At 62.1% G+C, this 26,049-nt stretch carries 25 protein-coding genes and 1 tRNA gene; 9 read left to right on the forward strand and 17 right to left on the reverse strand.

Annotation, left to right across the window (positions count from 1 at the left end; translation table 11 throughout):
- Positions 1-708: 708 nt before the first annotated feature.
- The 5 genes from RCF13_RS11510 to RCF13_RS11530 all read left to right on the forward strand — a co-directional run bounded on the left by RCF13_RS11510 (position 709) and on the right by RCF13_RS11530 (position 6,306).
- On the forward strand, positions 709-1,008 hold the full coding sequence (locus RCF13_RS11510; RefSeq protein WP_024956670.1) for a hypothetical protein: 300 nt from the start codon (positions 709-711) through the stop codon (positions 1,006-1,008).
- A 192-nt stretch (positions 1,009-1,200) separates the two neighbouring features.
- Positions 1,201-1,506, forward strand: coding sequence for a hypothetical protein (locus RCF13_RS11515; RefSeq protein ID WP_134967743.1), 306 nt, complete (start codon positions 1,201-1,203; stop codon positions 1,504-1,506).
- A 735-nt stretch (positions 1,507-2,241) separates the two neighbouring features.
- Positions 2,242-3,198, forward strand: a complete 957-nt coding sequence (locus RCF13_RS11520) for a hypothetical protein (RefSeq protein WP_024956669.1) — start codon at positions 2,242-2,244, stop codon at positions 3,196-3,198.
- Between the two features lie 61 nt (positions 3,199-3,259).
- Positions 3,260-5,044, forward strand: a complete 1,785-nt coding sequence (locus tag RCF13_RS11525; protein ID WP_024956668.1) for an AAA family ATPase — start codon at positions 3,260-3,262, stop codon at positions 5,042-5,044.
- Positions 5,041-6,306, forward strand: a complete 1,266-nt coding sequence (locus tag RCF13_RS11530; RefSeq protein ID WP_024956667.1) for an ATP-dependent helicase — start codon at positions 5,041-5,043, stop codon at positions 6,304-6,306. The genes RCF13_RS11525 and RCF13_RS11530 overlap by 4 nt, the downstream gene beginning before the upstream one ends.
- Positions 6,307-6,333: 27 nt before the next feature.
- Here RCF13_RS11530 and RCF13_RS11535 read toward each other — a convergent pair whose 3' ends face one another.
- Entirely contained in the window at positions 6,334-6,666 is a 333-nt protein-coding gene (locus RCF13_RS11535) for a helix-turn-helix transcriptional regulator (protein ID WP_024956666.1), read from the reverse strand.
- 112 nt (positions 6,667-6,778) lie between these two features.
- Here RCF13_RS11535 and RCF13_RS11540 point away from each other — a divergent pair, with 112 nt between their 5' ends.
- The 4 genes from RCF13_RS11540 to RCF13_RS11555 all read left to right on the forward strand — a co-directional run bounded on the left by RCF13_RS11540 (position 6,779) and on the right by RCF13_RS11555 (position 9,238).
- On the forward strand, positions 6,779-7,528 hold the full coding sequence (locus RCF13_RS11540) for a hypothetical protein (RefSeq protein WP_024956665.1): 750 nt from the start codon (positions 6,779-6,781) through the stop codon (positions 7,526-7,528).
- 29 nt (positions 7,529-7,557) lie between these two features.
- Positions 7,558-7,878, forward strand: coding sequence for a hypothetical protein (locus RCF13_RS11545; protein ID WP_024956664.1), 321 nt, complete (start codon positions 7,558-7,560; stop codon positions 7,876-7,878).
- Positions 7,879-7,887: 9 nt separating this feature from the next.
- Positions 7,888-8,352: a hypothetical protein gene (locus tag RCF13_RS11550; protein ID WP_024956663.1), complete on the forward strand. Its 465-nt coding sequence runs from the start codon at positions 7,888-7,890 to the stop codon at positions 8,350-8,352.
- A 112-nt stretch (positions 8,353-8,464) separates the two neighbouring features.
- Positions 8,465-9,238 carry a hypothetical protein gene (locus tag RCF13_RS11555; RefSeq protein WP_024956662.1) on the forward strand — a complete coding sequence of 258 codons (774 nt, stop codon included), beginning with the start codon at positions 8,465-8,467 and terminating at the stop codon, positions 9,236-9,238.
- A 156-nt stretch (positions 9,239-9,394) separates the two neighbouring features.
- Here the strand turns inward: RCF13_RS11555 and RCF13_RS11560 are convergent, their stop codons facing one another.
- The 16 genes from RCF13_RS11560 to folP all read right to left on the reverse strand — a co-directional run bounded on the left by RCF13_RS11560 (position 9,395) and on the right by folP (position 25,713).
- The gene (locus tag RCF13_RS11560) at positions 9,395-9,643 is read right to left on the reverse strand and encodes a hypothetical protein (RefSeq protein WP_308141190.1); all 249 of its coding nucleotides are present in this window, start codon (positions 9,641-9,643) and stop codon (positions 9,395-9,397) included.
- On the reverse strand, positions 9,634-11,361 hold the full coding sequence (locus tag RCF13_RS11565) for a patatin-like phospholipase family protein (protein ID WP_077684414.1): 1,728 nt from the start codon (positions 11,359-11,361) through the stop codon (positions 9,634-9,636). The genes RCF13_RS11560 and RCF13_RS11565 overlap by 10 nt, the downstream gene beginning before the upstream one ends.
- A gap of 340 nt (positions 11,362-11,701) precedes the next feature.
- The gene (locus RCF13_RS11570) at positions 11,702-12,145 is read right to left on the reverse strand and encodes a hypothetical protein (protein ID WP_024956660.1); all 444 of its coding nucleotides are present in this window, start codon (positions 12,143-12,145) and stop codon (positions 11,702-11,704) included.
- Positions 12,146-12,328: 183 nt separating this feature from the next.
- Positions 12,329-13,807 (reverse strand): site-specific integrase, encoded by a 1,479-nt coding sequence (locus RCF13_RS11575; protein ID WP_024956659.1) that lies wholly within the window; start codon positions 13,805-13,807, stop codon positions 12,329-12,331.
- Between the two features lie 82 nt (positions 13,808-13,889).
- A tRNA-Ser gene (locus RCF13_RS11580) sits at positions 13,890-13,982 on the reverse strand.
- Between the two features lie 78 nt (positions 13,983-14,060).
- A complete protein-coding gene (csrA, locus tag RCF13_RS11585) occupies positions 14,061-14,264 on the reverse strand; it encodes a carbon storage regulator CsrA (protein WP_004152909.1) in 204 nt (67 codons plus the stop codon).
- 147 nt (positions 14,265-14,411) lie between these two features.
- Positions 14,412-17,060 (reverse strand): alanine--tRNA ligase, encoded by a 2,649-nt coding sequence (gene alaS / locus RCF13_RS11590; RefSeq protein WP_061480153.1) that lies wholly within the window; start codon positions 17,058-17,060, stop codon positions 14,412-14,414.
- Positions 17,061-17,169: 109 nt separating this feature from the next.
- On the reverse strand, positions 17,170-17,661 hold the full coding sequence (recX, locus tag RCF13_RS11595) for a recombination regulator RecX (protein ID WP_061480154.1): 492 nt from the start codon (positions 17,659-17,661) through the stop codon (positions 17,170-17,172).
- 110 nt (positions 17,662-17,771) lie between these two features.
- Positions 17,772-18,809 (reverse strand): recombinase RecA, encoded by a 1,038-nt coding sequence (gene recA, locus RCF13_RS11600; protein ID WP_005416046.1) that lies wholly within the window; start codon positions 18,807-18,809, stop codon positions 17,772-17,774.
- A 204-nt stretch (positions 18,810-19,013) separates the two neighbouring features.
- Positions 19,014-19,649: a transcriptional repressor LexA gene (lexA, locus tag RCF13_RS11605; protein WP_005416045.1), complete on the reverse strand. Its 636-nt coding sequence runs from the start codon at positions 19,647-19,649 to the stop codon at positions 19,014-19,016.
- 182 nt (positions 19,650-19,831) lie between these two features.
- Positions 19,832-21,514, reverse strand: a complete 1,683-nt coding sequence (ubiB, locus tag RCF13_RS11610) for a 2-polyprenylphenol 6-hydroxylase (protein ID WP_061480168.1) — start codon at positions 21,512-21,514, stop codon at positions 19,832-19,834.
- 34 nt (positions 21,515-21,548) lie between these two features.
- A complete protein-coding gene (locus tag RCF13_RS11615; RefSeq protein WP_181357840.1) occupies positions 21,549-22,049 on the reverse strand; it encodes a nicotinamide-nucleotide amidohydrolase family protein in 501 nt (166 codons plus the stop codon).
- 116 nt (positions 22,050-22,165) lie between these two features.
- Positions 22,166-23,476 (reverse strand): ribosome rescue GTPase HflX, encoded by a 1,311-nt coding sequence (gene hflX / locus RCF13_RS11620; RefSeq protein WP_154350533.1) that lies wholly within the window; start codon positions 23,474-23,476, stop codon positions 22,166-22,168.
- Positions 23,477-23,490: 14 nt separating this feature from the next.
- A complete protein-coding gene (hfq, locus tag RCF13_RS11625) occupies positions 23,491-23,766 on the reverse strand; it encodes an RNA chaperone Hfq (protein WP_004152891.1) in 276 nt (91 codons plus the stop codon).
- Between the two features lie 97 nt (positions 23,767-23,863).
- Positions 23,864-24,817, reverse strand: a complete 954-nt coding sequence (miaA, locus tag RCF13_RS11630) for a tRNA (adenosine(37)-N6)-dimethylallyltransferase MiaA (RefSeq protein WP_154350532.1) — start codon at positions 24,815-24,817, stop codon at positions 23,864-23,866.
- Positions 24,817-25,713, reverse strand: a complete 897-nt coding sequence (gene folP / locus RCF13_RS11635) for a dihydropteroate synthase (RefSeq protein WP_134969534.1) — start codon at positions 25,711-25,713, stop codon at positions 24,817-24,819. Before folP ends, miaA begins: the two co-directional genes overlap by 1 nt.
- Between the last annotated feature and the right edge of the window lie 336 nt (positions 25,714-26,049).

Here is a 26,049-nt window from a genome sequence, read left to right on the forward strand (position 1 = left end):
TAGACCCCTCTCCGCTCGCCACCCCACCGTCGCTCCCGAAACGCGCGTCGGCGGTGCACCCGAGCCAGCCGGTCCGCTCTGCCTCCGTTCCCCAGCCTACACCTCCCAGTCGGACACTCTTCTCCTTGCTCGAATCCTTCAACAATGGGCTGGCGGAGATCAATCGCAATGTTTCCCGCGCCAGCGCTGTGCAAAGCGCGACGTCCGACTTGAAGCACCGAATCTTCGCTGAAAGAAGCACGATAGAAAGTGCATTGGAGTTGGCGCGATCCGCAATCTCGTTGGAAGAAAAACTGAAAGACCCTCGCTTCAAGGAAGCCTACGAATCGCTGTCCGAAGCACTGGATGCAAACCGCCACGAGCCCGAAGAGGCGCAGTCGTGGGTGGAAACCCCACTGCCGACGTTCTCGCGCAGCCAGCAGCATCCAGACGAAGACATTGATGCCGCGATTCAGCGGTCGTTTGATGGGCTGAGGGAGGATCGGGACGCATTCCTGTCCGCAATCCATGGTCAGCTCGCAGGGGACTCCGTTCTGCGCCACCACTTTCTGACTTCGATCGAAAAGCTGCACGGACGCCACTATCTGGTAGCCCTAGACCCCACATCCTCTTGGCACCGCATCTAAGGAACCCATGTGGAAGAGGTTGCGTGCAACTTGTGGAACTCAAAGGCTGTGGGATGATGGCCACATAAGCAAGGAGCCGGGCATGACCATCCAACTTGACTACCTCCTGTATGGCCTGGCTGCAGCGGCGGTCTCTGGCGTCATCTTCGCCTTCAAGCGCGATGCACTGATCCGCAGTCGCAACGCCTCCAAGATCGAGCACCTGAAGGCCGGCCTCCCCGCCTCCCCGTCCCATCGGGCTTCGCTCGATGAGGTCGACGACACCGTTAAAAAGATCGACAACAGCTTCTTGCTGCAGGACGAGGATCCCTACGGGAACCATCTGTCGACCAGCGGTGAGCCGCATGGCTACTGGGGCCGGAACCGTGTCGGCCCGGGCTGAGCGAACTTCGACTGCCAAGATGCAAAACGGCGGCTAGTGGCCGCCATTTTTTCCTCACGGCCGTCTTTCCTCCCCCCATCCTCCGAACGCGGCCAACAAACTGACCTAGTCCAGCAATAGGAGGTTCGGTTGAGCGCAACTTTGCACCTGACTGATGCATGAGAACATTCCAGAAGAAATCCGGAGAACGCCGTGTCGCCCATCACCACCTACGCTCTCATCGCGGCTCTCACCGTGGTCGTTGTTGCGGCTCTGGTCTACGCCTTCAGGCGAGACGCAGAATCCGAACGAACTAAAACGGCGAAGGTGCTAAGACTCACGCAGGCGCTGCCCGCTTCACGTCCATACAACGAAACAGCCGCCGAGGCGGAAGTGACACTGCCGAAAATCGAGACATCCGCGTTCAGCGATACGGAAGATGCCTATCGTAGGAACCACGTCTCGGTGATCGGTGAACGCGATGGATTCCACGGAACAAGCAACATCGGCCCTCCTTAAGATCGAATGACAGCACGACCATTGAAACCCGACTTCAGCCGGCCATACTGGAAACGCATCTAGGAACCTTAGGACTCTTGTTTTTGGCCAGTGACCGAGAGTGCGGGGGACCACCAAGTGACGCGCCACAAGGGAGTTTCACTGGGCAGCTCCTCTCGCGTTTCTGCAGGACAGCCTGACCAGAACGTGGCCGACAACCGAGGTGGCTGGCTGCGCTGGTGCAGAAGGGCAAAGAGCCCAGTGAACTCCTGATCAAATAGTCGACAGCGTCGGGTTCCGAACGTACTCCAGGCAGGCTCAAGTCGGAGGAGAGCTTCGACTTCTGGCGACTTGCAACATGGGCTACTCAGGAGCAAAGTTCACTCATCCAGGGGGGACGTCGTTCCCTGCCGCGCTTCTCGACCGGCTCCTTCTTCTAGCTGTTTGATCTCTGCGTTGAGCGATTGAGTGTAGTCAGGGCCAAGGCAGAACTGCATGCAAATGAGACAAGACTCATAACCCATTTCTCTATTAACGGGGCTGGCGTCCCCGCCAGAGCGCTCTCTCATGAGAGCATTCTTGGCCACCAGCCATACTGTCAGCAGTCGAACGTAAGTTCCACAGAATTTCAATAGTGTTGACCTCACCCAAGGATCCAGTCCATTACCCTACCGATTCATCCAAAGAAGCGGTTGGAAGCCTCGCCTTCCGAGCCCAAGACGTTCTATCCTTCAATAAACCAAAAGGGGATGGGTCATGCCGGAGCATCCGATATACCGTAACGCGCTCAACGCGATACAGGTTGGCGTGGAGGATTTCAACGAAGGGTCCCCACCCCGACTGTCTTCAGCCGTCCGAAACCTGACCGCCGGCATTCTCCTCCTGTGTAAAGAGAAGCTTCGCCGCCTGTCGCCCGAAGACGAGATCTTGATTTGGAAGCAAATCAGCCCGTCGCTGGATGACAATGGGAAAGTCATCTTTGAGGGGTCTGGAAAGACGACAGTTGACGTCTCTGAGATCATTTCCCGCTTTAAATCGCTCGGCATTGAAGCAGATGGAAAGCTCTTAGACCGTATCACACGAGTCAGGAACCGGGTCGAGCACCACCACGTTGATGACGTGGGTCAGATCCGAGGCGCTTTCGCTGACGGTCTTCTTTTCCTCTCTCAGTTCATGCCGAAGCACCTAGGGGTGGACCCTCAGGACGAGATAGACGACGACTCCTGGGCCCTCCTAGTAGCCGAGAAGGAGATCGAAGACCGCCTCAGAGCAGAGTGCAGGGCGTCTTACGCTCCAATCGACGGGCCTACCTCGCTGACGGATGCTATTGAGCGCGAGGGGTGCCCTGAGTGCAGCTCCCATTTGGTCAGGCAAACTCAAGCCCAAAACACCAACCCATTTGAGGCCCAGTGGGCGTGCCGAGCTTGCGGTCATAGCAGCTCAAATCAGGAGTGGCTTGGTCGCATCCTTCCTAACTTCTTTGCCGGCGCAAGCTTCCTGGCTGCAAAGGATGGCGGGCCTGACCCCCTGGATACCTGTCCAGAATGTAACAAGGAGGCATATGTTCACGAGGAGGAGATGTGCCTCGCCTGCGGCTTTGAGCTTGAGCCGATCGAATGCGCCGTCTGTTCACAGCCACTTGGCCTAGACGAGTATGGCGAAACAATCTGTTCATATCACCGCTATGTCGCAGAGAGGGAGCGAGACCGGTAGAAAGCCGTAGGACATTTGTGGTTCTCGAGGAGGTCCTCGTCCGCCAACGCATAGGGAAATCATGCGAGTTGCAGATCTTGCCATCCATAACTTCCGTGGCGTGAGTGAGGGCTACTTGCGCTTCAGCAAACACGTGGTGCTAGTTGGGAGCAACAACACCGGCAAAACCACTGTTATCGAGGCCCTCACCCTGATCCTTGGTAGGGATCGTCTGATACGGGACCTCACGGAGCACGACTTCTTTGGGTCGGATCCACTGCCGGATGACCGCATCAAGCTGATTGCGACTATCACGGGCTTTGAAGGCAATGACCCCAATCAGCACTCCGAATGGTTCAGAGATGGACGCGCTGTCCCGAAGTGGTTGGACGAGGCGACCGGCAAGATTCACCCGTTGCCGACAGAGACCGCTAAACAACTCTGCTGCCAGATTGCAGTTCAAGCCTATTTTGACCGGCTGTCACTCACAGTGGAGGTCGTGCGCTACTTCCACGACCACGATGGCGCAGTCGACCCTTTCGATGAGGACTCGCCGGTAGCGGTTCCCCATCGGCTCATACAGCATTTTGGGTTCTTCCTGGTTAGAGCAAGTCGGACCTGGGATCGAGTGCTGTCGTGGGGCAGCGAGCTCTTTCGCAGGACCCTCCATGCCGCAGCCGCGCAGCCAGCCGGCGCTATCATTGCCCAGCGGGACCAGCTGCGATCGCCTGAAACAGCCATTGAGGACGACAGGCAGATTGCGCCCCTAGTTAACAGCGTGAACGATGAGGTCGCGCGCTGTATTGCAGGCTCGCCTAAGCTGAGGCTTCGTGTCACTTCCACGGACAGCCGCTCGGTATTGGATGCCGTGGCGGCCCACTACGCTGTGCCGAACGGACCTAGTGTGCCCGCCGCCCGCCAAGGAAACGGTTTGATTTCATTGCAGGGGCTGTTCCTCCTCCTTGAGCTTGGAAGACTGCGTGCTAAAGGCGGCGAAGGCTTCACCATGGCCTTGGAAGAGCCAGAGCTTCATCTGCCTCCGGCAACTCAGCAGCAGATTGTGCTGAGAGTCCAAGCACTGTCCTCACAGACATTTGTCACCACCCACTCTCCAACCATTGCCGCGATGGCTGATCCCACCTCCGTCTTGCTGCTTAGAAACACTGGTGGGATTTTGACCGCCAAGCCTTTCTTGGAGAAAAATCTTGATGGTCAAACGGCTAACTGGCGACGCAAGTTCTATCAGCACAACCGGACTGAGGTCATTAACGCCCTCATGCACTCGTTTGTGCTGGTTCCCGAGGGCCGTTCAGATCACCTGTTGCTACAGACACTTCTCAAGCCACTCATGCTTAGACAAGGCTGGGCAGGCGAGCATGCTCACTCATTCGGGTTGGAGGTCGGCCTAGTTCCAACCGAAGATGCCAAGGTTGTTGAGACTTGGACCGACCTTCAGCGGTTGCATCCGTGCGTTTGCTGCCTTGTGGACGGCGACGGAGAAGGCTTCCGATACTCCGCGGAACTTGCTCAGGCGGGGGCTCGTCCCGGCTCTATCATCAGGTGGTCCGATGGTCAGATGCTGGAAGATGTCCTGTCTTGGATCTTCTCTGCTGACCCAGCTGCGATTGCGGTAGTAACGAGGGATACTCCGACGTTGGCGGATGCCGATGTGCCCATGGTCGTAGCGCATGCAAAAACGAAGAAGTGCGACTTGGTGCTCTACGAGTCTATCGCGGATGCCATCGTCAGCAACGAGGCATGTAGAGGGCGAGCGTCGGAGCTATTCCAAGGCATGGCGTTGGCCTGCGCCGATCTGGAGAGCGCCCGCTTTAGCAGGGCCGAGAACATCTGGGTCTTCCAGCCATGACCGTTACCGTCTTTTCCGGCGGGGCGGGCAGTGGAAAGACATACCAGCTGATGCAGAAGCTTGCAGAGGTCATTGCCGAGACGCCTTTGGAGATCGGAAGTAAGGTTTTAGCGCTGACCTTCATGCACGGCGCTAGGCGACGCTTAGATGATCGACTTGCCCGGGTTCCGGGAATTGAACGTCGTTACGAATGCGCCACACTAGACAGCTTCGCCGCCCGGCTTGTTCGACGCTGGCAGTCGCTGGCTACCCAGGAGCACTACGGTGAGCCGCGTGAATCCGAATACGAAGAGACGTGCCGGGTAGCCGCAGCCCTTCTCAACCACCGCCGCGTCGTGCTCTGGGTGAAGGCCTCATATCCCATCTTGATCATTGACGAGGCTCAGGATCTCTCTGCAAACCGCCTAGATGTCGTCCGTCACCTCGCATCGGAACTGACAACGCTCATTGCTGCCGATGAGTTCCAGTGCCTGGACGGTGACCTTCGACCGAATCCGGCATGGGGCTGGCTCCAAACCCAAGAAGACCACGTAAAGCTGGAGCGGACGATGCGCACAAACGTGGATTCATTGCTCAACGCCGCCGCTGCACTCAGGTCTGGCTTGGATCTCCCCATCGGCCCCCGGTTCTCTGTCAGAGCGACAGCGAACGCTGCACTGGCGTCTACCTTCTTGAGTAACCAGATCGCATGGAAGGTAAGGGAGAAGTCCTTGGCAGTTATATCCCCTGTAGTGAAGGCCTTCGCAGAAGAGACTGTGATGACGTCTGCCACCAAAGCCACCAAGCAGGGCAATGGGCCCTACCGAGTCGATTGGGAACAGGCCGAGGAAAAGGTCGTGGAAGCACTCTTGGCTCGGATAGTGGCTCCCGCTGTTGCTACCCCAGCCGAGGCTTTGGAGGCCGTGAGAGCGACAGGCAATCAAGGTCTCTATGATGAGTTTGCCAACTGGGTGGACCGCTTGATTCGGACCAAGCGTGACGTAGCTATCTCTCGAGAGATGCTCTCAGCCGCCGTTAAACAGATTTGTGCAAGCCGCGTCAGGTTCCAGCGCTCTTCGGACTTCGGTTACAAGGCGATGTCCGTGCACAGGGCAAAAAACAGAGAATTCGACCATGTTGTGGTTCTTTGGCCTGCTGCAACGCCAGGAGACAGTGAACAAAAGCGGCGATTGCTCTACAACGCGGTGACCCGGGCAAAAGTGGAGTGCCTGGTACTCGTTCAGGCGAAGAAGCACATCGATGCGCCGCCCTTCAAGCAATAGCTAAGCGACGCCATACGCCGTCTATCGTTAAGCAGATTCTGACAGTTCGCGCAGCCTCTTCAACGCTTCCTTCTGCTTGGACGCAGGCAGTCGTGAGACCAGCAGGATGACCTCAGCGAGGGTGTCGGACGTGGCGTGGAAGTAGGCCACCGGAAGACCGAGCGCCTTCGCCAGAGCCTCTGAAGTGGCCGGGTCTGGGTCGTGCTGCCCTGTTTCGTAGCGGCTCACCCTCGTCGCTCCCGACACCGAGTCGACCATGCCAATGCGCTCAGCGAGCTGGGCTTGCGTCCAACCCTTCGCGACCCGCGCACTGCGCAGGCGCTTGCCATAGACCGTCGCGGGCGTCTTGGGTTGGGGCATCCGGAATCTTGCACCACAGCTGAACTCCTTCCAAGTCTGACGGTTGGAACCGGAATGCACATCTGCGATTATCGTAAATGCCACCGCGTCGGTGGTCTACAGGGGATTACCCATGCAGCACGCACGACAAGGAGCCGTCGCGCTCCTCGCACTGGCCATCGCCAGCTTCCCCGCCTTGGCCCAAGCACCCTCTGAAACGAAGCCCGGCTTCTTCCGGCAGCTGGGAAAGAGCCTGAAAGACGCGGGCCAGCAAGCACTGGGCGCCAAGCCAGCAACCAGCAGCACGTCCGCCGCTGGCCCGCTCTACACCCCAATCAGCGGTGCGGGCCACATCAACGGGCTGTTCAAGAACGAGAACCACCAGGCCGCCCAGCAGGGCCTGCTGGACTGGCCGCGGGTCGCGCTGACCTACAAGGAATGGGGCGCAAGCTTGCCCTGTTGGACCGTGGAAGCCCGGATCTGGACCGGCGCCACCGCCTCCACCACCGAGACCTTCCGCGCGTGCGCGGACGCCCCGTTGACCATCCGGGACGACTTGGGGGAAGAAGCGGAGCTCAACAGCAACGCCCGAGCCAAGGCCACCACCGACTTGATGGTGGGCTTGAGGGTACGCCCTGGGAAGCCGAACACCGGCGACGACCGAACCACCGGCCCTACCCCACCCAGGGAACCGTTCAACGTGCGCACGACCCGAGAGGGCGTGGCATGGCAGGCCCGGAGAATTGCCCTGAGCACCGCTTGGGTGTCCGGCTTCTTGCGAGCTGATGACCTCTATCCCGGTCCCTCCGGAATCTTGACGCCGTTCCGCGACAGCCGCATGTGGATCGCCGGCTTTGATCCGGCCGGCAACCGCGACAAGTAAGCCCCCACCTCAACCAGGAAGAGACCCTCATGAACACGATCAGGAACATCGCTTTCGCCGTGACCACTGCTTTGGCTTTGACGGCCTGCGGCAGCAAGCCCTCCGACGAGCAGGCCAAGAAGGCCATTACCGCCGAATTTGAGCGCGCGCTCGGCAGCCAAGTTTGGGTAAAGGAGTATCGGGACTTCAGCCTGAGCGGCTGCAAGAAATCGGAAACTATTGACGGAGTGATCTGCGACGTGGGCGGCTCTGTCGTCCTCGACATTGGAGGCGTCGCCCAGGCCCGGCCGTTCGTTCAGCCAGTGCGCTTCTCAAAGGCTTCTGGCGAGTGGACCGCCCACAAGCTCTGACCCGGCGCCATGACGACTACACCCTCATATGCGCACATCGGCTGCGCGACTGTCCTGCTCGGCGGGGCCGGCCTGGTGTTCACGGCTGGCGGTCTTGAGGCCCTGCAGCAGGAGGCCACTCTGGGCTGGCTCGCTATCGCTGGCGGTTTGGCCATCTGGACCGTCTTGGGCTTTCTCTACTGGATCAACGCCCGGGCATACCGGCGTCAGGAAGATGCCAAAGGGCAACCGTACGCCCCACCCTCGCCCCAGCGCGGCGGGTTCTGGAAAGGGTTCTTCGTGACCTGGACCATCGTGGTGGCCATCCACATGGCAGCTTTCCTAGGAATGGGTTTTGCCGACCTGTTGCCGCGTCCTGAGCAAAGCCGAGCAATCTTCAGCCTGCTCGTCCTGGCGTTGGTGCCGGCGCACGTGGTGGTGCCCGGTCTGGTGGCAATTGTCTACAGCATGATGCGCCGGACCTCGTCCAGGTAGGCGCTTCCTGATGTTCCCATCAAGAGGCCCCGCTTCGGCGGGGCCTTTGCGTTGCGTCCGTCCATTAAATCTGGCACAAGGATTTTAGGACGTATATCAGCGAGGAAAGGGAATGGCGGACACTGGAGCGGACGGGGAGCAGACGAAGAAGGAGGCAAGCAACCCGGGCGCGAAGTCGCCTTCGCACATCGCTTCTGCGCTAACAACGATGGCGGGCGGCATCTTGGCCGTAGCTACCCTGATCGGGTTCTTCCTTCATTTGTCCGGTGATGTCGCGCATTCGACCTACTTGACGGAGATGGGTGTTCCTGCGGGCCTCTTCCCCCAGGCCACCGATGCAAAAATCATCCATGGCTACTACGTGGTCATCATCCAAGGCATTCGGCTGATCAGCGACATTCCTTGGGGCATCGTGTTTACCATGATCGGAATGTCCACGCTGTCCATTGTCATCGCCCGTGCGCCCGTCAAGGAGAACACAGCGATGCGAGGGTGGCTTGAGCGGCGATCCTATTGGATCAGACAACCTATCGTTGCGCTCCTGGGATCAGCGGTGTTCCTCTCTGCCGCAGCGAGCGTCGGTTGCTTTGTCCTGCTACTGGCCATCGTGCCGGGCCTTGTAGGGGAGAAGTTTGGCAAAAGCAAAGCCGACGAAACAAAGAAGCTGCTTCTTGCGGAAGCCTCGGCAAAAGGCTCAGAACTCTGGAAGGAATCAGAGCGCCTCGCCGGAGGCCGCGTTGTTGAGGCGAGCGACAGCTGGATCGCAATCTACGACAGCGAGCTAAAGATGGTGCGAATTCTCAAAAACGATGGCGTTGAAATAAGAACTCACCTATCAACTGCAAAGGCGTCTTATCAGGCTAGTCCACCCATGCAATCGCAATAACTCCACCTGCTCAGGAGAACGTTGTGCCCACTGTGTTCTTTTCCTACTCCCACGCCGACGATGGCTTTCGGGAACAGCTCGAGAAGCAGTTGACCATGCACAAGCAAGAAAGCGGGCCGCGAACGGCCCGCTTCCATTCTTTCAAGTAATGACTGATCACCATTTCTTAACCCGGAAGGAAGAAAATAGCTTCCCAAACCTGCTCGGCTGGCCAACTTTGCCTGACTCAGGAGGGTTGCTTTTCACAGTAACCGGATTGAAGTTCCACTGGTGTACAGTTTTGGCCAAAGAGCGTTCATCAGCAGACTGTGGCCTGACCTTTACGACCACGGTCTTTTTTTTCTCGGGCTTCGCGACCGAGACGGGGCCGATAGTTGTGCCGTTGGAATCAAGTTTTATTTCCATAGCTGCGCACCTCTGACGCTATCGATCAGCTTCGAATCCTTATCCACAGCTAACAAAATCTGCTTGACGGAATCGATCACTGAGGTGAACGAACTTTTCAAATCACCCGCCCCGTATATAGCGCAAATTCCATCCAGAGTCAATGACGATGACTCAATCACCAGTACAGGCGGATCCGGCTGTGTGGTATCCCCTGCCAGCACAAGAGGCATGGCTAGGCACCAGAGGCTGTCAGCCAGTGGCCAAACTGAAGTATCTGTGAACAGATCATCATCCGCCTGCTCGCCCAGTCTCTCAGCCTGCCGGACGAACACCTTGTCCTGTCGCAGCACAGTCCTAGCAATAGGACGCCGACGCTCCGCCGCTTCTTCTGGGCCGTATCCCACCTCAAACCTAGGCCAAAGCTTGAGGATTTCGTCACCTCGCCTCGTGGCAATTGCCGCCTTCAGCGTAAAGTCATGCGGCAAGTCCGCCTCAATCAAAGCGCTACGTATTGTGTCTTCAAGTGAGCCTACAAAACGCTGCACTACTAACTCAATAAATGGGGTTGCAACTGCCTTGTAAAGCTCAATAGTCGATTCATTTACAACATTAACCGCCTCATCAACATAGCACTTCTGGCTCTTGTCGAAATCCAATAGATGCAGCCTTGTCTTCGCGGGGACAATCACCAGCCCTGGGATATTCCGAGCATGAATCTCCGGAGGACCGGACACAACGGCATCGATGATCGCCCCTAACCAATGCCCGGATGCAGCACTGGATGAATCCGCAGACCGTAGTGAAATCCCAACCGTCCAACAATCTGGCTGGAACATTCGCTCATCATCAAAAGCCCACAGAGGCAGATTGGAGACAACCCCGCCATCCGCAAACTCATTTATGCTCCCATCCGGCATCCTTATAGGATACGGTTTAAATATTAAAGGAAGACAAATGGAAGCACACACTGCGCTGGCAACTGAAATCCCCGGAGTAGTATCCACAGAGAACAACTGCAACGTCTTCTTTGTCAAATTTGTGGCGACAATCCGGAGGGGCTTACCACCAGCATTTTTAAGCTCTTCGAACGTAATATCCTTCCCACCGGAAATACCGTCCTTTATTGGTGAATTTGCCAACACCTCATCAATGACATCACGAACTTGATCAAGGGGAGCAAGCCCCTCTCTCAGCAACTTGCACAACTTAAAAAATGAAACCAACCCAGCAACTAAGAGCACAACAATCACACTGAATACAACCAGAAATCCAGTAGCCCTCAATGAAAGCGCGAATAGTGTAGGGGCCGCAAATAAGGCAAAGACCAATCCAGCCAGCAAGTCCACCGCCATAAACTTAAGAATGGCGGTATTTTCTGCAATCCACCTAGCCTTCTTTATCCTAGCCCATCCACGCTCCGTGAAGAGCCCGGTAAGTGAGCCAGAAGAAAATCCTTCCAGCCCTTTCAAGACGTGATGATCACTCTTTCCGCTCAAATCTAGGATCTGATCAGATTCATAGCCCGCAGACACTAATGCGGCCATAATTGATCCGGCCGAGGTACCAGCCACTCCTACTATTTCAGGTCTCGTTGCTGGCTTTGATAGATCTTTCGGCGGAAATTCTGCTAGCTCTAGTGCTTTCAAGGCACCAACGTGGACTGCCCCGCGGGCGCCTCCGCCTTGGAACACAACGTAAACCTTTCTCGCCTCCACGGCCTTCCTCTCGGTACTCATAACGCAGCTCGCTCCATCTAAATACACCCACCTCACCGCGCCGGTGACAATATCTCGCTTTACATCCCAAAGATTGAGCTATGACTTTACATTTTGCGCCCGGCAAGTACTCTTTAATTTGCGATATCCAATGCCAGCAAGGGGAGCCCGCTCTACTCGCCAGCCCAACTGACAGAGCGATTGAGCGTCTGTAACTGAGAGATACAAGATAGGACACACATCCGGCCTCAACACTGAAGCAAAACAATGAATTGACCGTGAGCCGCTCGACCGTTATCTCTTCTCCGCTAGGGTTTCAGTGACCTTGAATGGCACAAGTGGAAATGCGGGTGACTATGTATCAGCACACCGCGTCAGAGCGACTCTTGGCATGCAAAAATTTGGCGAAATCGTCGTCCCCAACGTCCTTAGCCTCCTCTTCTGGATCCCCCTCTTCCACGCTTGCTCCCGCCACAAGCAGTGCCTCGGCGACCTGACACTTAACCTCGAAATCGAGCTCCAAGTCACGGGCCAGCCAGACCAAGGGAGGCTGATCCTCATCGTCGTCTGTGTAGGAATACGCGTCCGGGCCCAGCCCGGTAGCCAAAAGCGCCCTCACAAGCTCCACATCCCCCATCACGCAAGCGTTGTGCAGTTGGGGATACATCAGTGACCGCCCGCGCTCTTGGAGGCCTTCTGGCAGCGCCTTCACCGCGTCCAGCATCTCATCGAAGCGCGTACGAAAGGCCTCACTGCCCCCGTAGAGGTCGTCGAAGCCCATGGCGGCTGCAATGTCTGCGTGCATATCGGTTTCCCTATTTGGAAGAACTAAACGTGCCGTCCAACCCTGCGCGCTGAGGCCAGCCTCGTGGCCAACTGCTGGCTGCGCGCACGGCATACCCAGAGAAGTGATTTGGATCGGTGAGCAGTAGCGCCGGGCAAGATGCAAGTCACAACCTCGCCTGATGCCCTCATCCCGCAACAGACCTCACTCCTCACCCAAGTCCCCCCTGCCCAACCGAAGTCCCCAGTGGAGCACCGGGTGGCAAGCCTCGGCCAGCGCCCGCGGCGCGAACTCCGTCTCATAAGCGTGGGCATGTTCTTGCCGGTCGGACAGCTCGTGGCCCGTGTACTCCTCCCGGAGCTCACGGTGGACGCCCTTCGCTTTGAGCGCGCCGATCACGGTGTCACGGAAGCTGTGGTGCCCCACCCTGCCGCCGCCGCGCGCCTTGATGCCCAGCTTGACCAGGTAGCGAGAGAAGGCGTGCTGAGCTCTGCCGGCAGGCCCATTCTTGGCGTCAAACGTCAGCTCCGGAAAGAGCTTGGTCTCGCCAGCCGCCTTCAGCCTACGCACCCGCTCCCACAAGCCCAACGCGATGAGGTCGGGATGCACCGGCGTCTTTCGGTCACTGGCGTCGGTCTTGAGGCTCTTGTGTTCGCCCAACCAGGTGAAGTGGAAGATCGGGACGCCCTCCTCCTCCCGGCAGTCCTCAAGCTCCAAGCGGGCCACTTCGTTGGAACGCGCACCCGTGTAGAGAAGGATGAGCGGGATCCACTTAGCCGCATCTCCCTTCAGTTGCCGGAAGTTCTCGGGGTCAAAGACACGCTGCACCTGGTCTGGAGAGAATGCCTGCGAGCCGTGCGTTTTGGCCCGCTGCTTCTTGACCTGCTTTGACACCCGAGCGTGACCCTCCGCAGGGTTATCCCCGACGGGATAGAGGCCCGAGGTTTGAGCCCAGTCCAGGAAGGTCACGCAAACCGAGAAGCGGTTGGCGATGTAGGTGATCACCCGCCCCAAGGACTGCTCATGCAAGAACCAATCGGCGAAGTCCAAGCGCGTCAGCTCCTGCAACAGCACCGGTCGGCCATTCTTGCGCTGTCCTGCCAAGAAGAGCTCCAGGTCAACCAGCGCTTTCCGCTTCTGAACGATGGTCTTGCCAACGTTCTTACCTTGTATGCCCAACAGATATTTCTCGCGCGCATCCGCAAGGGTGATACCCACCGGCACGGGTGGCCGCTCATTGTCCACCGGTCGAGAGGGAAGAGGCGCCGAGGGCGGCACAACGCCTTCGACGGCGGCGGCCAAAGGGTCGAGCGCCAAGAGATCGCGAACGGTCTCCTGAAACAACACACGATCACGATCGTCGTTGATCTCGACACGACCCAGCTCCACACCACCCGGCAGCTTGACCCCTTGAAGGGTCAACTCGCGGATAGGCTTTCCCTTGAGCATCTTCAAGAGCTCATCCAGCTCCGGTCCCATACCGTCATTCCTGAGGGCAGCGAAGATCTGAGCATAGCCTGCCTGCATCACCAGCGCACAAGCGGTGGCGACACGCGCACAGGTCGTCGCGGTGGCGCGTTTGATGACTTTGCAGCCCAGCAGGGATTGAAGATCGCTCGGCACCTTCAGCCGAACGTAGAAGCGGCCAGTCGTGCCGCGGACCAAGTAGTGCGCTACTCGCATGACAGAGTGTCCAAGCGAGTGTCCAAGGCCGAAAAAAGAAAAACGCCCGCAAATCACTGATCTGCGGGCGTTTCCTATCAACTGGCGGAGTGAGAGGGATTCGAACCCTCGATAGAGCTTTTGACCCTATACTCCCTTAGCAGGGGAGCCCCTTCGGCCACTCGGGCATCACTCCGGGGTTTTCTCCGCGTCTGGTGCGTCGCACCTCAGCGGGGCGTGAATCATAACGTTAATCGAGTGCGAAGGTAAAGCGTTATTCGGCAGAATTTTCGCTACCGGTGCCACCGGCTTCATCACCACGCTGGATGCGCTGATAGATCTCTTCGCGATGCACAGCGACGTCCTTCGGCGCAGTGATGCCGATACGCACCTGGTTACCCTTGACGCCAAGCACGGTGACGCTCACCGAGTCTCCGATCATCAGGGTTTCGCCGACGCGGCGAGTCAGGATCAACATTTTTGTAAGTCTCCATGGAACCGTGTGGAAGGGTATCCCCCACCGGCTTGACGCTCCGTCAAGAAGCGCTACCACGACAAAGGGAAAAGATTCGCAATGGTACCGTCAGCCGTCCCGCTCCTACAAGGAGGGGGACGGCCAGGTTCATCACAGGCGGGGGCTGACCCATTCGACGACTGCAGCCAGCGCAGTGGCAAGGGCGGGCCCGTCCTCGCCACCACCCTGGGCGAGGTCCGGGCGTCCGCCGCCCTTGCCCCCGATCTGACCGGCGATATGGGACAACAGTTCCCCGGCCTTGACCTTGCCCATTGCGCTGCCGTTCACGCCTGCGACCAGGGCCGCCTTGCCGTCCTGGGCGCCGGCCAGCACGATCACCGCGTCGCCCAGCTGCTGCTTGAGGCGATCCATGGCGTCACGCAGGGCCTTGGCGTCGAAGCCCTCCAGGCGGGCAGCCAGCACCTTCACGCCAGCGACCTCGACGGCCTGGCCGGACAGGTCGGCCGTGGCACCCGCAGCAACCTTGGCCTTCACGGCCTCCAGTTCGCGCTCCAGCTGCTTCTGGCGCTGGCCGAGGGCACGGATCTTCTCGACCACGTCGGCGGCGCTGCCGCCGAGCAGCTCAGCGGCCTCGGCCAGGCGGGCCTCTTCGGCGTCCACGTAGTCCAGCGCGCCCTGGCCGGTCACGGCCTCAATGCGGCGCACGCCCGCGGAGACGCCGCCCTCGGAGGTGATCTTGAACAGGCCGATGTCGCCGGTACGGTTGACGTGGGTACCACCGCACAGCTCGGTGGAGTAGTCACCCATCTTCAGCACGCGCACGTGCTCGCCGTACTTCTCGCCGAACAGGGCCATCGCGCCGAAGTCCAGCGCTTCCTGCATGCCCATGGTGTGCACTTCGGCGGCGTTGTTGGCGCGCACCTGCTGGTTGACCTTGCGCTCGATCACCGCCAGTTCGTCGGCACTGATCGGCTGGAAGTGCGAGAAGTCGAAACGCAGGCGGTCCGGGGCGACCAGCGAGCCCTTCTGCTGCACGTGGGTGCCCAGCACTTCGCGCAGGGCGGCGTGCAGCAGGTGGGTGGCCGAATGGTTGAGGATGGTGGCGCCGCGGCGCTCGCCATCGACCTGGCCGGAGAGCACGTCGCCGACCTTCAGGCCGCCGCCGGACAGGGTGCCGACATGGCCATGGAACTGGCCGGCGAACTTCTGGGTGTCTTCCACGACCATGCGCACGCCGTTGCCGGTCAGCACGCCGGTGTCGCCGACCTGGCCGCCGGACTCGGCGTAGAACGGGGTCTGGTTGGTGATGACGATGACTGCGTCACCCGCATCGGCCGACTGCACCGGACGACCGTCCTTGAGCAGGGCCAGCACGCTCAGGCCGTCGGCCTGCAGGCGGTCGTAGCCCAGGAACCGGGTCGGGCTGAGGGTCGCCACCAGCTCGGCTGGCAGGGTCACGCCGCCACCGAACTTGCCGGCCGCGCGCGCGGTCTCGCGCTGCTGCTCCATCGCGGCATCGAAGCCGGCGATGTCGACGGTCAGGTCGCGCTCGCGGGCGATGTCCTGGGTCAGGTCGAGCGGGAAGCCATAGGTGTCATACAGGCGGAAGGCGTCAACGCCCGGGATCACGCCATTGCTGGCCTTGCCGGCCACGTCTTCGAAGATCTTCATGCCGGCATCGAGGGTTTCGGCGAAACGCTCTTCCTCGGCCTGCAGCGCACGGATGACGGTGTCCACCGCCGCCGGCAGTTCCGGATAGGCCTCGCCCATCTGCTCGACCAGCGTCGGCACCAGCTTGCTGAAGAACGGCTGGCGCACGCCCAGCATCCAGCCGTGGCGCAGGGCGCGGCGGATGATACGGCGCAGCACGTAACCCCGGCCTTCGTTGGACGGCAGCACGCCGTCGACGATCAGGAACGAGCAGGCGCGGATGTGGTCGGCAATCACGCGCAGCGACTTGTTCTCCAGGTCGGCGGTGCCGGTCAGCTCGGAGGCCTTGCGGATCAGCGCCTGGAACAGGTCGATCTCGTAGTTGGTGTGCACGTGCTGCAGGATCGCAGCCAGGCGCTCCAGGCCCATGCCGGTATCCACGCACGGCGCCGGCAGCGGCACCAGGGTGCCGTCGGGCTGGCGGTCGAACTGCATGAACACCAGGTTCCAGATTTCGATGAAGCGGTCGCCGTCTTCATCCGGCGAACCCGGGGGGCCGCCGGCGATATGGTCGCCGTGGTCGTAGAAGATCTCGGTGCACGGACCACACGGACCGGTGTCGGCCATCTGCCAGAAGTTGTCCGAAGCGAACGGCGCACCCTTGTTGTCGCCGATGCGCACGATGCGCTCTTCCGGCACGCCGACCATGTCGCGCCACAGCGCATAGGCTTCGTCATCGGTCTGGTAGACGGTGACCAGCAGGCGTTCGGCCGGCAGCTTCCAGACCTGGGTCAGCAGTTCCCAGGCCCAGGCGATCGCGTCCTTCTTGAAGTAGTCGCCGAACGACCAGTTGCCCAGCATTTCGAAGAAGGTGTGGTGGCGTGCGGTGTAGCCGACCTGGTCGAGATCGTTGTGCTTGCCGCCCGCGCGCAGGCAGCGCTGCACGTCGGCCGCGCGCACGTAGCTACGCTTCTCCGCGCCGAGGAACACGTCCTTGAACTGCACCATGCCGGAGTTGGTGAACAGCAGGGTCGGATCATTGCCCGGCACCAGCGGCGCCGAGGGCACGATGGTGTGGCCTTTGCCCTTGAAGAATTCAAGGAAGTCGCTGCGGATCTGGGATGTCGTGAATTTGGCGGATGCGTTCATTGGGGGCTGGCAGTCTGCGGGCCGGCGGACCCGGACCACCGGCCGTGTTGGCCAGAGTCGCGAGGGACCGCCGAAAACCTAAAGGGTATCAGGCCCGGCGCCGCCAGTCTCAGTCGTCCGGGTCGTAGCGGGTCGCACGGCGGATGCTGTCGCCGTCGAAGCCCCGTCGGGCCAGCAGATCGGCGGCCTTGCGCCGCTGCGTCAGGTCCTGCGGACCGGCCTCGCCAAAGCGTCGGCGGACCAGATCACGGGCGTTCTCCTGCCAGTCGCCTTCGTAGCTGTCCATCGCTGCAGCAATCGCGGCACTGTCCAGGCCGTGGGTCCCCAGCTCGGCGCGGACATGGATCGGCCCATAACCGGTGTTGGCGCGCATCCTCACCAGGTTCTCGGCAAAACGGGTGTCGTCCTGCCAGCCCGCCTCGGTCAGCTTGGCGACAGCGGCCTGCGCGGCTTCGTCTTCGATGCCACGGGCGGTCAGCTTGCGGGTGAGTTCCTTGCGCGAGTGCTCGCGGCGGACCAGCAGGCCCAGCGCCCGTTGGACGGGAGTCTGCTCACGCTGCCGGCGCTTGCGGCCGGTGGGAATGTCTTCGGCGTCGGACATCGGTGCTCCAAGGGTGGCGCCGTCCTTGGCGCCCTGCCCATCCCTGGGCGATTCGAACCTGCGGGACAGGGCGACGTCACTGACGGCGCCGCCCTGCCCCACAGCAAGCCTTACTCGTCGTCGCCTTCGTCGTCGCCTTCCTCGCGGGCCGCTTCGGCCGGCTGGAATTTCTCACGCAGCTCGGCCTCGAGCTTGGCGGCGACGGTCGGGTTGTCGCGCAGGTAGCCGCGGGCATTGTCCTTGCCCTGGCCAATGCGTTCTTCACCGTAGCTGTACCAGGCGCCGGCCTTCTCGACCAGCTTGGCATCCACGCCCATGTCGATCAGTTCGCCCTCGCGGCTGATGCCTTCGCCGTACAGGATCTCGGTGATGACCTGCTTGAACGGAGGCGCCAGCTTGTTCTTGACGACCTTGATCTTGGTCTGGTTGCCGATGATCTCATCGCCCTTCTTGATCGCACCGATACGGCGGATGTCCAGGCGGACCGAGGCATAGAACTTCAGCGCGTTGCCACCGGTGGTGGTTTCCGGGCTCTGGCCCGGCATCATCACGCCGATCTTCATGCGCAGCTGGTTGATGAAGATCACCAGGGTGTTGGAACGCTTGATGTTGCCGGTCAGCTTGCGCAGCGCCTGGCTCATCAGGCGGGCCTGCAGGCCCGGCAGCTGGTCACCCATTTCGCCTTCGATTTCGGCCTTCGGGGTCAGCGCGGCGACCGAGTCGACCACCAGGATGTCAACCGAGCCCGAACGGACCAGCATGTCGGCGATTTCCAGCGCCTGCTCACCGGTGTCCGGCTGCGACAGCAGCAGGTCGTCCACGTTCACGCCCAGCTTCGCGGCGTAGATCGGGTCAAGCGCGTGCTCGGCGTCGATGAAGGCCGCGGTACCGCCCATCTTCTGGCATTCGGCGATGGCCTGCAGGGTCAGGGTAGTCTTGCCCGAGGATTCCGGGCCGTAGATCTCAACGACACGGCCCTTCGGCAGACCGCCAATGCCCAGTGCGATGTCGAGCATCAGCGAACCGGTCGGGATGGCTTCGACGGGCTCGACCACGCGGTCGCCCATGCGCATCACCGAGCCCTTGCCGAACTGCTTCTCGATCTGGCCCAGAGCAGCAGCCAAGGCGCGCTTCTTGTTCTCGTCCATCGTATTGGTCCTTGCAGAGGTCATGTCGTTGGGGGTGCTGTCTTTGGGGGTCTTCTTTGCCATGGGTTCACTTTAAGTCGGACGTATCGCACAGGCTGAGATTCTGCCCGGCGCTCTGAAAAGAATTATCGGACATCCGTACCAACCTCAGTGGAACCAGAGAATCGCCACAAAAGACCGCGGGGTAATGCACTATGGAGCGGGTCAACGATTGGGCCGAAGCAGGCCGCAATAGAGGCCTTCGATCGCAAAATCCTGGTCCGGCAGCACCTCGATCGGCTTGTAATCGGGATTGCGTGGCAGCAGGCGGATGCGGTCCTTGGCGATCTTCAGCAGCTTGACGGTGATCTCGTCATCGATGCGGGCCACCACGATCTGCCCGGAACGGGCGTCGCGAGTGCGGTGTACGCCGATCAGGTCGCCGTCGAAGATGCCCTCGTCGATCATCGAGTCGCCCTGCACTTTCAGCAGGTAGTCCGGCGCCGGCGAGAAGAACACCCGGTCCAGCACCACGAAATCGTCGGAGCCGATGTCGGCACCGATCGGCAGGCCGGCAGCGACCCGGCCCAGCACCGGCAAGCGCAGCACGCTGTCCGGAAGGCCCGGCTCGGCGAGCTTTTCGACCGGCGGTGCCTGCACCAGACGGATGCCGCGAGCCTGGCCCGGGATGCGACGGATCGCACCGGCCTGCTCCAGGGCTTCCAGGTGGTACTGGGCCGCGCGCACGCCCTTGAAGCCGAACGCACGTGCGATTTCAGTCTGCGACGGCGGTGCGCCTTCGCTCTCGATACGCTCGGCGATCAACTGCAGGATCGCCTGCTGGGTGTCGGTCAGGTCCATGGTTAGTAGTATTACTACTAATGCGCACAACTGCAAGTGCCGGGTCTGTAGTGCCGAGCCATGCTCGGCAGTTGGGCCAATGGCCGGGCGGCAAAGGCAAAAAGCAGCCGACCAGCGATTGGCCCTACAGGAATCGCGCAGCGATTCCGCGGTTCCAGTGGGGAACCGCTGCGGCAAGCACACTATGTGTGCTTGCCGCTCCTCCATATCGAGTACAGGATCCACACGCCACAGAAGCCGGCGCCGATGAACCCGCACACCCCCAGCGCCAGCAGCCAGCGACTGGAGACCCCGCCAACGCTGTGCATGACGATCGAGGACCCGATGATCAGCGCGGCGGTGACGATACCCATCACCAGCCGGTTCGCTGCCCGATTCACCTGTTCGCCGAAGCCCTGCAGCGCGGTGGTTTCCACCTTCAGCTGGAGGCGGCCGCGGCGTGCGGCCTGGACCAGCTTGCGCAGGTCGCGCGGCAATTCCCCGGCGAAGTCGACCAGGCCCAGCAGGCTGCGTCGGCCACGCTTGAGCAGCGCCCTGGGCGCATAGCGCTGCAGCACCACCCGTTCAAGGAACGGGCGCGCGGCACTGGCCATGTCGAAATCCGGGTCCAGCTGGCGACCCATGCCTTCCAGGGTCAGGAACGCCTTGATCATCAGCGCCAGATCGGCCGGCAGGGTCAGGCTGTAGCTGCGCAGCAGCTGGGTAATGTCACCCAGCATCAGGCCGATGCGCAGGTCCTTCAGCGGCACGCCGCGATACTGGTCGACGAACTGGCTGATGTCGTGCTGCAGGCGGTTCTCGTCCACTTCCACGCCGCCGGCCCAGTCCAGCAGCACATCGGCCACGCCCTGCGGGTCCTGCTCGACCAGCCCGTGCAGCAGCTGCGCGACCTGGAAGCGGCGCACTTCAGACAGCGCGCCGACCATGCCGAAGTCAATCACGCCGATGCGGCCGTCACGCAGGTAGAGGATGTTGCCGGGGTGCGGGTCGGCGTGGAAGCAGCCGTCCTCCAGCACCATCTTGAGCACGATGCCGGCACCGCGCCGAGCCAGTTCGCGCCGGTCCAGGCCCGCCGCATCGACGCCGGCCAGGTCACGCCCGGGAATGCCGTCGACGAAGTCCTGGACGTTCAGGCTTTCGCAGGTCCACTGCCAGTGCACGCTGGGGATCAGGATGTCGTCACGACCACTGAAGTTGCGCGCGATGCGCTCGGCGTTGCGGCATTCGGCGGCGAAATCCAGCTCGCGGCGCAGCGACACGGTGAACTGCTGCACGACCTCGGCTGGACGATAGCGGCGCAGGTCCGGCAGCCGCGCCTCGACGATTTCGGCCAGGCGCGCCAGCAACCGCAGGTCGGCCTCGACCACGTCGCGGATACCGGGGCGCCGCACCTTCAGCACCACCTCGCGGCCGTCATGCAGGCGCGCGCGATGGGCCTGCGCCAGCGAGGCGGCGGCCATCGGGATTTCATCGAGGAAGGCGAACACGTCTGCAGGCGAGGCGCCCAGGTCGGCCTCCAGCTGCTCGCGGATATCGGCATACGGCAGCGCGGGTACCGCGTTCTGCAGCTCGGACAGTTCAGCGATCCATTCCGGCGGCAGCAGGTCGACGCGCGTCGCCAGCACCTGCCCGAGCTTGACGAAGGTCGGGCCGAGATCCTGCATCGCGCTGCGTACGCGCACCGGCGCGGTCATCCGCAGCAGTTCCTGGCGATCCTCGTTCCAGTGCAACAGGCGCCCTGCGCGCTCCAGCGTGGTGGCCAGGCCGATGCGCCGCACCACGTCACCGAAGCCATAGCGGATCAGGACGACCGCAATTTCCTGCAGTCGGCCCAGGTCACGGACCGTGCCCAGCGTTTCCCACATCATGCGTGCTCCGGACGATTACCGGAGCAGCATGTCACAGCTGGGCGTCGATGCCGCGCAATGCCGCCGCTACGGTTTGCCGGCGGATGGCTTCGCGGTCGCCCTCGAACTGGAACAGCTCGGCGCGGGCGTAGCCGCCGCGCCGCTTCCAGCCGATCCAGACGCTGCCGACCGGCTTGCCAGGGCTGCCACCGCCCGGTCCGGCAATGCCGGTCACCGCCACCGCGATGCCGGCACCGGAATTGACCAGCGCACCCGACACCATCTCCAGCACGGTTTCGCGGCTGACCGCACCGTACTGCTCCAGGGTCTGCGCCCTCACGCCCAACAGCCGCTGCTTGGCTCCGTAGCTGTAGACCACCATGCCGCAGTCGAAGAATGCCGACGAACCTGCGATGTCGGTCATGCACTTTGCAATCCAGCCACCACTGCAGCTTTCAGCGGTCACCAGCTGCAGCGAGGCCTGCTGCAGGCGCTGCCCAAGCGCGGCGGACTGGATATTGAGTTCAGCGTCGGTGGGGATGGACATCGGCATGACGGTGGGGTGAAGAACCTGCACGTTGTACCGCAGATGACAGCCAGATGTCGCGCCCCTCCGGCACGGTCGCGTTGCCGGCCAGCGGCCGGCACTACCGGGCATCGGCCGCTACCTCACCACTCCGGCAGTTTCTCCGGCAGCAGCGCCCGGATCGGCGCGCCGTCGGCACTGGCGGCAAGCTTTTCAGCTTCGGCGATCGGCAGGTCGACCTGCAACAGCCAACCGTCTTCATCAGCCTGCTCGCTGCGGATCACTTCCAGCTGGTGCAGGCGCGCGCGCAGGCGGCCGGCATCCGGCGGCAGGCGCAGTTCGCCGGAGACATGCTGCAGGCCCAGGCGCTTGCCCAGCACCGCCTGCAGCAGCTCCAGCCCCCGCCCGTCACGCGCGGAAATCCAGACCCGCTCACGACGCGACTCATCCGGGATACCGTCCTGGCCATCGTGGCGCACGTCGGCGCCGTCGATGCGGTCGATCTTGTTGAACACCAGCAATTGCGGCAGGTCACCGGCACCGACTGCGGTCAGCACCTCGTCAACCTGGGCGATGCGCTCCTCGCGGTGCGGATCGGCAGCGTCGACCACATGCAGCAGGAAGTCGGCCTCGCGCGCCTCGGACAGGGTCGAGCGGAACGCCGCGACCAGATCATGCGGCAGATCGCGGACGAAGCCGACGGTATCGGCCAGCACGACGTTGCCCCCCGGCACCGCGATGCGGCGCACGGTCGGATCCAGCGTTGCGAACAGCTGGTCGGCGGCATAGGCCTCAGCGCCGGTCATGGCGTTGAACAGAGTCGACTTGCCGGCGTTGGTGTAGCCCACCAGGGCCACGCGCGGCAGCTCGCTGCGCACACGCGCACGGCGCATCTGGGTGCGCTGCACTTCGACCTTTTCCAGGCGCTTCTGCAGCTGCTCCACCCGCTTCTGCAGCAGGCGGCGGTCGGTTTCCAGCTGGGTTTCACCCGGGCCGCGCAGGCCGATCGAACCGCCGCGCTGGCGCTCCAGATGGGTCCAGCCGCGCACCAGCCGCGTAGCCAGGTGGCGCAGCTGTGCCAGTTCGACCTGCAGCTTGCCTTCGTGGCTGTGCGCACGCTGGGCGAAGATGTCCAGGATCAGGCCGGTGCGGTCGATCACCCGGCGCTCGAGGAAACGTTCCAGGTTGCGCTCCTGGCCCGGGCTCAATGCATGGTTGACCAGGATCAGGTCGGCCCCGCTGGCGTCGGCCGCAGCCTTGATCTCGTCCAGCTTGCCGCTGCCGATCAGGGTCGACGGATTCGGACGGTCCAGGCGCGCAGTGATCGTCGCGGCGATGCTGGCCCCGGCCGAGCGGGCCAGATCACCGAATTCTTCGAGCACATCGTCTTCCAGCTTGCCGAAATGGGGCTGGATCAACAGGGCGTGTTCACCCTTTTTCGAGCGGTCAAACATTCACCGCTCCGGTATTACTCGTCTGCTTCATCACCTGCCTGACCACCTTCACCCGACTGCACGTACCCACCGCCCGGACCGACCTTTACGTTGCGTGCCGGAACGACGGTGGAAATGGCATGCTTGTAGACCATCTGACTGACCGTGTTGCGCAGCAGGACCACGAACTGGTCGAACGACTCGATCGTGCCCTGCAGCTTGATGCCGTTCACCAGGTACACCGAAACCGGCACGCGTTCGCGCCGCAGTGCGTTCAAGAAAGGATCCTGCAGCGATTGCCCCTTGGACATTGCACACTCCTGATTATTGTTCTTATTGGGTTGCCGACGGTTGCCGCGGCCCCCGAGCCGCCCGCCGACCGATGGATGTTACACGGCTGGCAGGGATTCAGCGTGCGACGAAGGTCGACACCGCGCTGGCCAGGCGCTCCCCATCAACATGGGGGTCGAACCAGCGCGCATCAAGCTCGCCGCGCAGCCAGGTCAGCTGGCGCTTGGCCAGTTGCCGGGTGGCGAAGATCGCCTTGTCACGGAAACGGGCGGCATCCCCCTCCCCATCCAGGTACTCCCAGGCCTGCCGATAGCCGACCGCGCGCACTGCCGGCAGGTCCAGGGGCGCCGCCACGGCAGCCATTTCCGGCATCGCGCGCAATGCCCGCACCTCGTCGAGAAACCCCTGCCCCAGCATGGCGTCGAAGCGCGCCTCGATGCGCTGGTGAAGAACCGCACGGTCGCGTGGGGCGAGGATCAGCTTGAGGGTGCGCACCGGCAATGGCGCTACGCCCGGCCGGCGCTGCCATTCAGTAATGGGGATACCGGTCAGGCGATAGACCTCCAGCGCCCGCTGGATGCGTTGCGGATCGGTGGCATGGATGCGTGCGGCGGCGGCCGGGTCGACCTTGGCCAGCTCGGCGTGCAGTGCCGCCCAGCCACGCTCGGCCGCCTCGGCGCTGAGCGCTTCGCGCATTGCCGGGTCGGCCTCCGGCATCGGCGACAGGCCCTGCAGCAGCGCCCGGAAGTACAGGCCGGTGCCACCGGCCAGGATCGGCGTCCTGCCACGCGCCACGATGTCGGCCACGACCCGCCCGGCATCGGCGGCGAACTCGGCCGCCGAGTAGGTCTGCCAGGGGTCACGCAGGTCCAGCAGATGGTGCGGCGCCTGCGCGCGCTCCGTCGCATCGGGCTTGGCCGAACCGATGTCCAGGTGGCGGTACACCAGTGCCGAGTCGACGCTGACGATTTCCCCACCCAGCTGCCGTGCCAGGGCGATCGCAGTGGCGGTCTTGCCACTGGCGGTCGGCCCCATCACGGCGATCGCCAGTGGCCGCCGATCGATACCCATCAGTCTTCGTCCGGCCAGCGGATTGTCGGCGCAGCGTCGGCGCGCGGCGTCGGTACGGCTTGCACCGCCTGCCAGATCTTCAGCGCATCAACTGTGGCCGCCACGTCATGCACGCGTACGATGCGCGCGCCACGCTGGACTGCGATCAGGTGCGCGGCCACCGAGGCCGCTACCCGCTCGGACGGCGTATCGCGACCGGTCAGTTCACCGAGACTGCGCTTGCGCGACAGGCCGGCCAGCATCGGCACGCCCAGCTCCAGAAAGCGCTCCGAACGCGCCAGCAGGGTCATGTTGTGGCCGGTGGTCTTGCCGAAGCCGAAACCGAGGTCGATCAGCAGGTTCTTCTTCGCGATGCCTGCCATCTCGGCAGCGAACAGGCGCTGCACCAGGAAGCCGTGCACCTCGGCGACCACATCGTCGTAGTGCGGATCGGCCTGCATGTGGCCCGGTTCGCCCTGCATGTGCATCAGCACTACCGGCACGCCGGTTTCCGCGGCGGCGTCCAGCGCCCCCTCCTGGCGCAGGCCGAAGATGTCGTTGATCATGCCGGCGCCAGCGGCCACGGCCGCGCGCATCACTTCCGGCTTGAAGGTGTCGATGCTGATCGGCACGTGGGTCCGGGCCGCCAGCTGCTCGATCACCGGAATCACCCGGCCCAGCTCCTCCTCGACCGATACCGGCGTGGCGCCCGGGCGGGTCGATTCGCCGCCGATATCGAGAAGGTCCGCGCCCTCCTCGACCAGCTTCAGGCCATGAGCGACTGCGGCCTCGGTGGTGTCGTGCGCGCCACCATCGGAAAACGAGTCCGGGGTGACGTTGACGATGCCCATGACCTGGGCACGGTCGAGGCGCAGGATGCGGCCGGCGCAGTCGAGCTGGGGCGAGGTATCGAACATGGGCAATCCTGCTGGGACAACGAAAGGTAGTTTAGTTCGGCAGGGCGGCGCCCTGCACCCGCAGAGGCCAGAGCGACAGCAACATCCGGAGCAACAGCGGGTTCACTGAAGAATGGCGGGGTGGGGGGGGGGGGGGGGGGGGCGGCCGCGAAATCCCCGTTTTAGGGGGGGGCCCGCACCAGCGGGGGGCCCCCCCCCCCCCCCCGCCCCCCCCCCCCCCCCCCCCCCCCCCCCCCCGCCATTCTTCAGTGAACCCGCTGTTGCTCCGGATGTTGCTGTCGCTCTGGCCTCTGCGGGTGCAGGGCGCCGCCCTGCCGAACTAAACTACCTTTCGTT

This window comes from Stenotrophomonas maltophilia group sp. RNC7, from assembly GCF_030910085.1.
GTDB lineage: Bacteria > Pseudomonadota > Gammaproteobacteria > Xanthomonadales > Xanthomonadaceae > Stenotrophomonas > Stenotrophomonas sepilia.

Coding starts and splice junctions, on each gene's coding strand:
- RCF13_RS11535 (WP_024956666.1), bottom strand. CDS start 6,666: ATGCCCCAACCCAAGACGCCCGCGACGGTCTATGGCAAGCGCCTGCGC.
- RCF13_RS11525 (WP_024956668.1), top strand. CDS start 3,260: ATGCGAGTTGCAGATCTTGCCATCCATAACTTCCGTGGCGTGAGTGAG.
- csrA (WP_004152909.1), bottom strand. CDS start 14,264: ATGTTGATCCTGACTCGCCGCGTCGGCGAAACCCTGATGATCGGAGAC.
- alaS (WP_061480153.1), bottom strand. CDS start 17,060: ATGAACGCATCCGCCAAATTCACGACATCCCAGATCCGCAGCGACTTC.
- ubiB (WP_061480168.1), bottom strand. CDS start 21,514: ATGTGGGAAACGCTGGGCACGGTCCGTGACCTGGGCCGACTGCAGGAA.
- RCF13_RS11520 (WP_024956669.1), top strand. CDS start 2,242: ATGCCGGAGCATCCGATATACCGTAACGCGCTCAACGCGATACAGGTT.
- RCF13_RS11615 (WP_181357840.1), bottom strand. CDS start 22,049: ATGCCGATGTCCATCCCCACCGACGCTGAACTCAATATCCAGTCCGCC.
- RCF13_RS11560 (WP_308141190.1), bottom strand. CDS start 9,643: ATGGAAATAAAACTTGATTCCAACGGCACAACTATCGGCCCCGTCTCG.
- RCF13_RS11550 (WP_024956663.1), top strand. CDS start 7,888: ATGACGACTACACCCTCATATGCGCACATCGGCTGCGCGACTGTCCTG.
- hfq (WP_004152891.1), bottom strand. CDS start 23,766: ATGTCCAAGGGGCAATCGCTGCAGGATCCTTTCTTGAACGCACTGCGG.
- RCF13_RS11555 (WP_024956662.1), top strand. CDS start 8,465: ATGGCGGACACTGGAGCGGACGGGGAGCAGACGAAGAAGGAGGCAAGC.
- recA (WP_005416046.1), bottom strand. CDS start 18,809: ATGGACGAGAACAAGAAGCGCGCCTTGGCTGCTGCTCTGGGCCAGATC.
- RCF13_RS11575 (WP_024956659.1), bottom strand. CDS start 13,807: ATGCGAGTAGCGCACTACTTGGTCCGCGGCACGACTGGCCGCTTCTAC.
- RCF13_RS11510 (WP_024956670.1), top strand. CDS start 709: ATGACCATCCAACTTGACTACCTCCTGTATGGCCTGGCTGCAGCGGCG.
- miaA (WP_154350532.1), bottom strand. CDS start 24,817: ATGGGTATCGATCGGCGGCCACTGGCGATCGCCGTGATGGGGCCGACC.
- hflX (WP_154350533.1), bottom strand. CDS start 23,476: ATGTTTGACCGCTCGAAAAAGGGTGAACACGCCCTGTTGATCCAGCCC.
- RCF13_RS11540 (WP_024956665.1), top strand. CDS start 6,779: ATGCAGCACGCACGACAAGGAGCCGTCGCGCTCCTCGCACTGGCCATC.
- RCF13_RS11545 (WP_024956664.1), top strand. CDS start 7,558: ATGAACACGATCAGGAACATCGCTTTCGCCGTGACCACTGCTTTGGCT.
- RCF13_RS11570 (WP_024956660.1), bottom strand. CDS start 12,145: ATGCACGCAGACATTGCAGCCGCCATGGGCTTCGACGACCTCTACGGG.
- folP (WP_134969534.1), bottom strand. CDS start 25,713: ATGTTCGATACCTCGCCCCAGCTCGACTGCGCCGGCCGCATCCTGCGC.
- lexA (WP_005416045.1), bottom strand. CDS start 19,649: ATGGACCTGACCGACACCCAGCAGGCGATCCTGCAGTTGATCGCCGAG.
- recX (WP_061480154.1), bottom strand. CDS start 17,661: ATGTCCGACGCCGAAGACATTCCCACCGGCCGCAAGCGCCGGCAGCGT.
- RCF13_RS11530 (WP_024956667.1), top strand. CDS start 5,041: ATGACCGTTACCGTCTTTTCCGGCGGGGCGGGCAGTGGAAAGACATAC.
- RCF13_RS11565 (WP_077684414.1), bottom strand. CDS start 11,361: ATGAGTACCGAGAGGAAGGCCGTGGAGGCGAGAAAGGTTTACGTTGTG.